Annotated in this window: 4 protein-coding genes; all 4 read left to right on the forward strand. The window is 71.0% G+C overall.

Features of this window, described 5'->3' with window-relative positions; genetic code table 11:
• Window positions 1-192, forward strand: a 192-nt coding sequence (locus TA90_RS14265) for a gamma-glutamyl-gamma-aminobutyrate hydrolase family protein (RefSeq protein WP_043535467.1), incomplete at its 5' end; no start/stop codon positions are given.
• A gap of 100 nt (window positions 193-292) precedes the next feature.
• Complete coding sequence (locus tag TA90_RS07400; protein ID WP_052450630.1) at window positions 293-1,651, forward strand: C1 family peptidase; 1,359 nt, start codon at window positions 293-295, stop codon at window positions 1,649-1,651.
• A gap of 272 nt (window positions 1,652-1,923) precedes the next feature.
• Window positions 1,924-5,796, forward strand: a complete 3,873-nt coding sequence (locus TA90_RS15115) for a GH92 family glycosyl hydrolase (protein ID WP_074015341.1) — start codon at window positions 1,924-1,926, stop codon at window positions 5,794-5,796.
• Complete coding sequence (locus TA90_RS13845) at window positions 5,796-9,641, forward strand: GH92 family glycosyl hydrolase (RefSeq protein WP_074015342.1); 3,846 nt, start codon at window positions 5,796-5,798, stop codon at window positions 9,639-9,641. The genes TA90_RS15115 and TA90_RS13845 overlap by 1 nt, the downstream gene beginning before the upstream one ends.
• The last annotated feature ends 363 nt before the right edge of the window (window positions 9,642-10,004 follow it).

Consider the following 10,004-nt stretch of genomic DNA (forward strand, 5'->3'; position numbering starts at 1 on the left):
CTCGAGGTCGTCGCGCACGCCCCCGACGGCGTGGTCGAGGCGGTCGAGCACCGCACCGCCCCCGTCATCGGCGTCCAGTGGCACCCGGAGGACCCCGAGGCCGACCCACGCGCCCTGGACGCGCTGCTGGGCCACCTCGACGAGGCACGTGCCCTGCGTACGGGCGCAGGCCTGGCGCACAGCGCTGCCTGAGCCCCGCCCGGGTGGCGTCGCCCTCGTGCGTGCGGCGTAGCATCGGGGCGACGGGTGCCCGCCACGAGGGCGCCCCGGCGACCCCAGGAGGACACCACCCATGACACCCACCGGCACACCGGTCCACGCACCTGCGGCGATCACGGAGGAGGCGGTCGACCGCCTGCGCGGGTCCCTCACGGGGGACCGGGCGCTGGAGGTGGCGCTCAACGCCGTGACGACCTCGGGTGTCGACCCCTCGGCGATCTCCCGTGCACGCGTGGTGGCCACCCCGACCGTCGTCTCCGAGCGCCTGGACGACTGGAAGGTCACCGCACAGAAGAAGTCCGGGCGCTGCTGGCTGTTCTCCTCCCTGAACCTCCTGCGCGCGAAGGCCCGTGAGGACCTGGGCGTCAAGGACTTCGAGTTCTCGCAGAACCACGCGATGTTCTGGGACAAGTTCGAACGCGCCAACTTCTTCCTCGAGGACGTGGTGGCCACCGCCGACGAGCCCCTGGACTCGCGCCTCGTCCAGTTCCTCCTCTCGGAGGTGCTCGGGGACGGCGGGCAGTGGGACATGGCGGTGTCCGTCTACCTCAAGCACGGGGTGGTGCCCAAGGAGGCCATGCCCGAGACCGAGCCCTCCTCCAACACCCGTCGCATGAACACCCAGCTCCAGGCCCTGCTGCGGCGCAGTGCGCTGGAGCTGCGCGACCTCGTGGCGGCGGGCGCCTCCACCGACGAGGTCGCCGCTGCGCGGGACGGTGTGCTCGCGGAGGTCTGGCGCATCCTCGTGATCTGCCTGGGTGAACCTCCGGCGAGCTTCGACTGGGAGTGGCGCGACGACGAGGGCGCCTTCCACCGGGAGGGCACGCTCACCCCGCAGGAGTTCTACGAGCGTCACGTCCGCCTCGACCTCACGCAGTACGTGTGCCTGGTGGACGACCCGCGACCCACCCACCCCAAGGGGCGGGCCCTCACCGTCGAGCACCTCGGCAACGTCGTCGGCGGTCGGCAGATCCGCTACGTGAACGCCGACATGGACGTCATCAAGCGCCTGGCGGCCGAGGCCCTGTCGGCGGGGGAGCCCGTGTGGTTCGGGGCCGACGTCTCCAAGCAGGCCGACCGGACCTCCGGACTGCTCGTGGAGGGCCTCCACGACTACTCCGGGCTCTTCGGGGTGGACCTGTCCACGACGAAGGAACAGCGCGTCATCAGCGGCGAGTCGGCCATGAACCACGCCATGCTCTTCACCGGCGTCGACCTGGTCGACGGGGTGCCCAGGCGCTGGCGGGTGGAGAACTCCTGGGGGGAGGAGCCCGGTGACAAGGGCTTCTTCACCATGGACGACGCCTGGTTCACCGAGTACGTGTTCGAGGTGGTCGTGCGCGCCGACGCGCTCCCGGAGGACCTGCGTCCCGCACTGACCGAGGAACCGCTGGCGCTGCCCGCCTGGGACCCCATGGGCACCCTGGCCTGAGCGGCGTCGTTCGCGGTCCCCGCCGACTGCCCGGCGACCGCGCCGAGCCGGGCAGCGACCCCGGGGGCTGCCCCGGGGTGGTCGCAGCGCCGCGACCACCCCGCCTGCCTCCGCTCCCGCGGGAGTGTGTGACCCGTCACATCCGGCCGTTGTTCACCCCTGCCGGATGACAGCGCTGACTACCCTCGTGGCATCACCCCATCACGGGCAGCACACGGCCGTACTCCCGGTCTGGAAACGGACGACACCGCAGTCGAGCACGAGGACAGAGAATGCCCCACACCCGCCCACAGCAACCCCGTCGGCACCTGCGTCCCGCGAGGATCCTCGCGGTCACCGTCGCGACACTGGCACTGGCCGGGGGAGGGGTGGCCCAGGCGGCGCCCGCCGCCTCCCCGGGGGACTCCGGCGCCACGCCGCTGGTCGACCTCGTCAACCCCTTCATCGGGACCCAGGACGAGGGCAACACCTACCCCGGGGCCGCGATGCCGTTCGGCATGGTGCAGTTCTCGCCGGACAACGGCCACAACGTCGGGTACGACTACACCAGGACCTCGATCCAGGGTTTCTCCCTGGTCCACATCTCCGGTGTCGGCTGCACCCTGGGTGGCATCCAGCCGATGTTGCCGACGGTCGGGGACGTCACGCGCACGGACAAGGACGCCTACGCGCTGGGGTACTCGCACGAGGCCGAGAGCGCCTCCGCCGGTCACTACTCCGTTGACCTCGGGACCCCCGCAGGTGCGATCAGCGCCGAGCTGACGGCCACCCCGCGCACGGGGGTGGCCCGCTACACCTTCCCCAGCACGGACAGGGCCACCGTGCTCATCAACACCGGCCAGGCGCTGAACACGGTCGTCCGGTCCTCGGTGAGCGTGGTCGATGCGCGCACCGTCGACGCGACGATCACGACCAAGGGCTTCTGCCAGGACACGCCCGAGGTCACGTTCCACACCCGGACCGTCTTCGACAGGGACGTCGTCGCCGCCGGCACCTGGTCCGGCGACACGGTCTCCGACGCCCAGCACTCCGAGGGCACGGGCCGGAGGGGTTCCTGGGTCCGCTTCGACACCACTGACGGCGACCTCGACGTCGAGGCGCAGACGTCCCTGAGCTACGTCGACGCCGAAGGGGCCGCCGCCAACCTGGAGGCGGAGCGGGCGACCTACGACGAGGCCCTGTCCCGGGCGCGCGAGACCTGGGAGGAGCGTCTGCACTCCATCGAGGTCACGGGCGGCGACCGGACGACGCGTGCGGTCTTCTACTCGAGCCTCTACCGCAGCCTCCTCGCGCCGAACATCGGGTCGGACATCGACGGCCGGTACACGGGGTGGGACCAGGCGGTCCACGAGGAGGAGGACCCCGACTTCACCTACTACCAGAACTACTCCCTGTGGGACACGTACCGGACCCAGGAACAGCTGGTCGCACTGCTGGACCCGGACACGGCAGCGGACCAGGCGCTCTCCCTCGTGCGGCAGGGCCAACAGTACGGATGGCTGCCCCGCTGGGGGTACGCGACGGTGGAGACCAACATCATGACCGGGGACCCCGGCACGAGCTGGCTCGTCTCCGCCTGGGCCCAGGGGTTGCTCAAGGGCCATGAGGAGGAGACCTACCAGCTGCTGCTCCAGAATGCCGACGGGGTGCCCCCGGCGGACTGGTTCGCCAACGGCAGGGCCGGCAACGTCGAGTACATCCGTGACGGGTACGTGCCGCAGGACCCCTCCACGCGGAAGACCTCCGGGGACTACGACCTCGACCACGGGGGCTCGGCGACCCTCGAGTACGCGCTGGCCGATGCCGGGCTCTCGACGATGGCGCGGGCGCTGGGTCACGAGGAGGATGCGGACCGCCTGGCCGCGCGCGGCACCAGCTACCGCAACATCTTCGACCCGTCCACGGGGTACTTCAGGGCGCGTGACCGTTCCGGGGCGTTCGTGGGCAGCGAGGACCCGACGCAGGCGCTCGGTTTCCACGAGGCCACACCCGTGCAGTACACGTGGCTCGTCCAGCAGAACCCCTACGACCTCATGGACCTCCTCGGCGGCAGGCAGGCGACGCTCGAGCGTCTCGACCACTTCTTCGCGTTCCCCGAGGTGGTCTCGGACCCGGCCGGCACCGCCCGGAACAGGTGGGTCACCGGCACCTACGACTACTACGGTTTCGACACGTACAACCCGAACAACGAGCCCGACTTCCACGCGCCCTACATGTACCTGTGGGCGGGCCAACCGTCCAGGACCACCGACGTCCTGCGCGCCGCGCGGACCCTCTTCAGCGACGGTCCGACCGGCGTCACCGGGAACGACGACCTGGGCACGATGTCCGCGTGGTACGTCTTCGCCTCGATCGGGCTCTTCCCGATCGTGCCCGGACAGGACGTGTGGGGCATCTCCACCCCCGCGTTCGAGTCGGTGACGGTGCAGCGCCCCGACGGGAAGCCGCTCGAGCTGAGTGCCCCGGGCCTGTCCGACTCCGCACGCTACATCCAGGACGTCTCCATGGACGGCGCATCCTGGGACAGGGGGTACGTCGAGGACTCCGACCTGGACGGGGTCGGGACGGTCACGTTCGCAGTGGGGACCACCCCCTCCGACTGGGCCACCGGTGAGGACGCGGCACCTGCCCCCATGGTCACCGCGGACCTGACGCAGTCACGTCTCTCGGTGTCCGCCGCGCAGGGGACGTGGGCGGCCCCGGGCACCTCCTTCACGCTCGGGGCGACCGTCGTGGCCCAGGGCGCGGGCACGGTGTCGGGGACCCTCGCGGCCTCGGCAGACGGGGTGGGCGTCCGGGCCGTCGACCCGCAGTGGAGCGTGACCTCGAACGGCCTCCCGGCCACCGCCAGGGTGGACCTCGCGGTGGACGTCCCCGCGTGGGCCACGTACGGCGAACACGTCCTCACACTCACCGCGCAGACCGACGGGTCGCGGGCCAGTGCGACGGTCCCGGTCCAGGTGGGGCCGCCCTCGGTCCTCGAGGCGGAGTTCACCGAGAAGGCCATCGGGACCATCGGAAGTGCCGATGCCGACTTCGACGGGTTGGGCTACTTCTACGACCGCAGCCTGCTGGGAGCCGCCGGGATCGGTGCGGGCACGCTCGAGACGGTCCCCGGCACAGACCTCACGTACTGGATCCAGGGCCGCGCCGGGGCCAAGGACAACCTGCGCATGGCCGGACAGACCATCGCCCTCCCGGCCGCGCTCGCGTCCTCGTCGCGCATCGCGCTGGTCGGCGCCTCGAACAACGGGACCTTCTCCGGCGAGCTCCGCCTCGGCCTGCGCGACACCGTCAGCGGAGCGACGAGCACCGTGAGCCGGTCGGTCACGATGCCCGACTGGTGCTCCGGGGACCGGCCCGGTGGCGGGGCGACGGCGCTCGCCATCACCTCCGCGAGGGGCTCCCGGACCGGGTCGGACGGTGCCCGGTGCGGGCTCTACTCCACGGCGGTCCTCGACGTGCGGGAGGGGAAGGAGCTGGTGTCCCTGACCCTGCCCGACACCGCCGACAGCCGGAAGATGCACCTCTTCGCAATCGCCTCCGATGCGCCCGTGTGGCAGGGGACGACCACCACCGCGACCGTGTCCGCCCCGAAGGTCCAGCGCGGCGAACCCGTCACCGTCACGGTCGGCGTGACGCCCGTCGGCGTTGCGGGAAGGGTCCTCGTGTACGAGGGCGACCAGCAGCTCGCCGAGGCGACGATCGGCACGGACGGGGACTCCTCGGACCACCGCATCCCGGTGGACGGCCTGTCCACGGGTGGTCATGGGCTGAGGGCGGTGTTCGTGCCCACGGACGCCGTGGCGTACTCCGGGTCCTCGGCGGAACCGGTCACCGTTGAGGTCACGGACGGGTCCGGGACCGGCGACCCGACGGACCCGGCTGACCCGACTGACCCGACTGACCCGACGGATCCCGGCGACCCGGCCGATCCGGGAGAGCCGGACGGCTCCGAGCAGTCGGGAACGGTCCCCACACCGGTGTCGTCCTCGTCGCCGGAGGGGACGGACCTCGCGCACACGGGGTTCGGGAGTACGACCGTGGCTGCGGTGACCCTCATCGGGCTGCTCGGCCTCATGACCACCACAGCGACGCGACTCACCGTCGCGCGTCGGACCAGGGATGGAAGGAGCGGACGCTGATGTCGCTCGTCGGACACAGGATCGGCGCCCTCGCGGCAGCGGGAGCACTGGCGATCACAGGACTGTCGGTGGGGGCGGCCCTCCCCGCGCAGGCGCAGGAGCAGAGGCCCGTCGACCAGGTGGACACACTGATCGGCACGGGCAGGGGAGGTGACGTCGTCGGGACGATCAACGAGTTCCCCGGAGCGACGGTCCCCTTCGGGATGACGCAGTTCTCCCCGGACACCACCAGCACGTACTGGGGGTACAGCCACGACAACGACCGGTCCACCGGCTTCTCCATGACGCACTCGTCGGCGGGGTGCACGGCGTTCGGGGACATCCCGATCCTGCCGACCACGACCGCCCCGGGTTCCCAGCCGTGGTACGCGGCCGAGAGGATCGCCCACGACTCGACCGAGGTCGGACGCCCGGGCTACTACACGGTGAGGTTCCCCGACACCGGGGTCACGGCCGAGCTCTCGGCCACGACGCGCACCGGTATCGGACGGTTCACCTTCTCCAAGGACGCACCCGCCTACATCCACGTGCGGTCGGGCGGATCACTCAACGGCAACTCGGACGCCACCGCCACGGTCTCCGCCGACCTGACGACGGTGACCGGGTCGGCGACGACCGGCAACTTCTGCGGCAAGGGCAACTCGTACACGATCTACTACGCCGCGACGTTCAGCGAACCTGCGAAGGCAGCCGGCACCTGGAGTGGGGACCACGTCAACGCCGATGGCGTCCTGACGGGGAAGGGAGGCCGCTCCGGGGCGTGGCTCGAGTTCACGGGCGGTCACGAGGTCGACGTGCGCATCGCCGTCTCGTACATCTCGGTGGACGGGGCACTGGCGAACCTCCGGGCGGAGTCCACGGGGAGGAGCTTCGACCAGATCCGGTCGGCAGCCGAGTCCGAGTGGGACGAGGCCCTCGGTCGGGTCGAGGTCAGCGGCGGGAGCGCCGATGACACGAAGATGTTCTACACCTCGCTCTACCGTGCCCTCCTGCACCCCAACACGTTCGACGACGCGGACGGCCGCTACCTCGGCTTCGACGGGAAGGTCCACCAGTTGGAACCCGGTCAGGCCGCGCAGTACACGAATGTCTCCGACTGGGACACCTACCGTTCGCTGATGCCGCTGCAGGCCATGCTGTTCCCGGACGAGGCCTCGGACCTCGCCCAGTCGCTGGTCAACGACGCGGAACAGTCGGGATCCTTCCCGAGGTGGAAGATCGCGAACGGGACCACCGGCCAGATGACGGGCGACTCCGTCGTGCCGCTGATCGTCAATGCCTACGTCTACGGGGGCCAGGACTTCGACACGGCCTCGGCCCTGGAGTACATGGTGTCCTCCGCGATGACCGGGGGCCAGAGCAGTGTCACGCCCTCGTACCTCGAGCGCAGCGGGGCCGACCAGTACAACCGCCTGCAGTACGGTCCCCAGACCTCGGCCTTCAAGGGCGACCACCAGATCGTCGGCGCCTCCATCACCCAGGAGTGGTCGATCGACGACTTCGCGATCGGCCGTTTCGCCGCGGCGCTGGGCGACGGGGCGACCGCCGGGACGTTCCAGACACGCTCGACCTGGTGGAGGAACATCTTCAACCCCGCGTGGAACACGGTCTCCCCCCGCAACGCCGACGGGACGTTCATGGACGTGCGCGACGCCCTCGCCCAGGGTTTCGGCCAGGCGGGATTCGACGAGGGCAACTCGGAGCAGTACCTCTGGCTGGAGCCGCAGGACATCAACTCGCTCGTGAGCGCCATCGGTGGGAAGGAGGCCGCGGCCCAGCGCCTGGACACCTTCTTCACCCAGACCAACGTCGGAGCCAACCAGCCCTACATGTGGGCCGGGAACGAGGTGAACTTCCACATCCCGTGGATCTACGACTACATCGGTCAGCCCTGGCGCACCCAGCAGGTCACCGACCTCGTGCGGAAGGCCCACTACGCGCCGACCGTGAACGGCATGCCCGGCAACGACGACCTCGGCGCGATGTCGTCCTGGTACCTGTGGACCGCCATGGGGCTCTACCCCTTCACTCCCGGCACCACGGACCTCGCCGTGTCCACACCCGTCTTCGAGAAGGTCGTCCTGCGCCCCGGCGCCGCCGATGCCATCACGATCACGGCGCCGGGAGCGGCCACGAACCGTTACATCACCGGGCTGTCGGTGAACGGACGGGTCACCGACCGTGCCTGGGTCGACGGTGCCGACGTGCTCTCGGGCGGGACCATCGCCTACTCCCTGGCTGCCCAGCCCGACAAGAGCTGGGCCACCGGTGCGGACGCGGCGCCGCCCTCGTACGGCGAGGGTGGGTCGACGTTGCTCGCCGGCGCGGACTGCGCGACGCTGCAGCTCGCCCCGGGAGGCTCGGGAACCTGCGACATCGTCGTGCGGAACATCGGGACCAGCTCCGTGACCCTCCCCGCCTCATCGGGCTCCTCCGGGGGTCTGGACGTGAGCGTGCCCGGCGCCACGGTGGCCGCAGGCGGGCTCGCCACCGTGAAGGCGACCGTCGTCGCATCCGCGGGGGTGGCCGGTGGTTCGGTGTCCCTGCCCGTCGCGCTCGGGTCCCAGGGGCAGGAGACCGTCGCGTACGTGGCGGTGACCGTCGATGCACCGACTGCCCTGTCCCGCGCCTTCACGGTGGTGGCGACCGCACCCGAGGGGGACCGCGGCAGGACCGGGAACTTCGACGGCTCCGGTGCCTCCTACCGGCGCGACCTGCTCGAGCAGGCGGGCGTCGCCCCGGGGGCCGAGTTCACGATCCCGGGAACCGGGATGACGGCGACATGGCCCGCCGCGGAGGTCGGCCAGCCCGATGCTGCGGTTCCCGCAGGTCAGAAGATCGCGGTGGCGGGCAATCCGACGTCCATCGCCTTCGTCGGCGCGGCCCGGAACGGGGGGCAGAGCGCCCAGGGGACCGTCACCTACTCCGACGGGTCCACAGCTCCGTTCACGTTGGGCCTGGACGACTGGGTCCTGCCCACCGGTCCCAACGGGACGCCGAACCACGGCAACGTCCAACTCGCCAGGATCAGCCAGCGCAACACCGCCAACGGCTCCCAGAACGAGGGCGCGATCATCTGGGTGACGCCTGCGATCACGGCTCCGGAGGGGCTCACGATCACCGGCGTGGTGCTGCCCCAGGCCGACAAACAGCGGATCTTCGCGATCGCCTCGGATGCGCCCGATCCGACCGAACCGACCGACCCGACCGACCCGACCGAGCCCGGGGCGCCGGTGGACACCTCGGCGACGCTGTCGGTGACGCCGACATCGGTCGCCGAGGGGGACTCCGCCTCCGTGACGGCCACAATCACGGTGGCGGCGACACGGGCAGAGGGCGACACCGGGGCGGGAACGCCCGCGGGCACGGTGGACCTCGTGGACGGGGAGACCGTCCTGGCGGCCGGGCTCGTGCTCGGCGCGGACGGTCGTGTCTCGGTGAGCCTGCCCGCGGACCTCGCAGTGGGTGAGCACTCGTTGAGTGCGGTCTTCACACCGACCGACCCCGACGCGTTCGGGCCGTCGACCTCGGACGTGGTGGTCGTGACGGTCACGGCGAAGTCGGATCCGTCGGACCCGACAACGCCGACGGACCCGACGGACCCGACCGATCCCGGCCAGCCGACGGACCCGGCCGATCCCGGTCAGCCGACAGACCCGGCTGCGCCATCGGAGCCCGGTGCGGTGACCCCCTCTCCCAACGCCAGTGGCCAGGGACAGAAGGACACGGACGACGGCGCCGCGCTGGCGCACACAGGATCGCTCGCGATCGTGTTGGGCGGTCTGTCCGCGGTCTCCCTGGCCGCCGGCCTCGTGACGCTCCACGGGCGGAGGCGCCGCAGCTGAACCGGTCCGTCGACGTCGGGTGGTGAGGGGCGGGATCCGCGTGTGAGCGGGTCCCGCCCCTCGTCGTGCGCGCGGTACTGCGGGTTCCCGGGGACTGCAGTGCGGAGGCCACAGGTGTCCGCGCCGCGGAGGCCTTTCCCTCTCCGGGTTCGGTGCTCGACCGAGCAACGGACCTCGAGCTCGCGATCGCGCACCGGACATCGGGGGAGCACACGGATGACGGCAGCTCCTGACTTCCGGCGCCGCCCTCGGGCTCCGTGAGTCGGATCCTCGTCGGGTTCCCGCCGCACACGAGGACAGCGCGGTGGACACACGGGGCTCATCCGGCACGGGGGTCCCTCCCTGTCCGAGGGTGTCTCCTCG

Source organism: Actinomyces polynesiensis (genome assembly GCF_000820725.1).
In the GTDB taxonomy this organism is placed as follows: domain Bacteria; phylum Actinomycetota; class Actinomycetes; order Actinomycetales; family Actinomycetaceae; genus Pauljensenia; species Pauljensenia polynesiensis.

What these genes read in the sequence shown, in the direction of transcription:
- TA90_RS13845 (WP_074015342.1), top strand. Translation starts at nt 5,796, where the DNA reads ATGTCGCTCGTCGGACACAGGATCGGCGCCCTCGCGGCAGCGGGAGCA.
- TA90_RS07400 (WP_052450630.1), top strand. Translation starts at nt 293, where the DNA reads ATGACACCCACCGGCACACCGGTCCACGCACCTGCGGCGATCACGGAG.
- TA90_RS15115 (WP_074015341.1), top strand. Translation starts at nt 1,924, where the DNA reads ATGCCCCACACCCGCCCACAGCAACCCCGTCGGCACCTGCGTCCCGCG.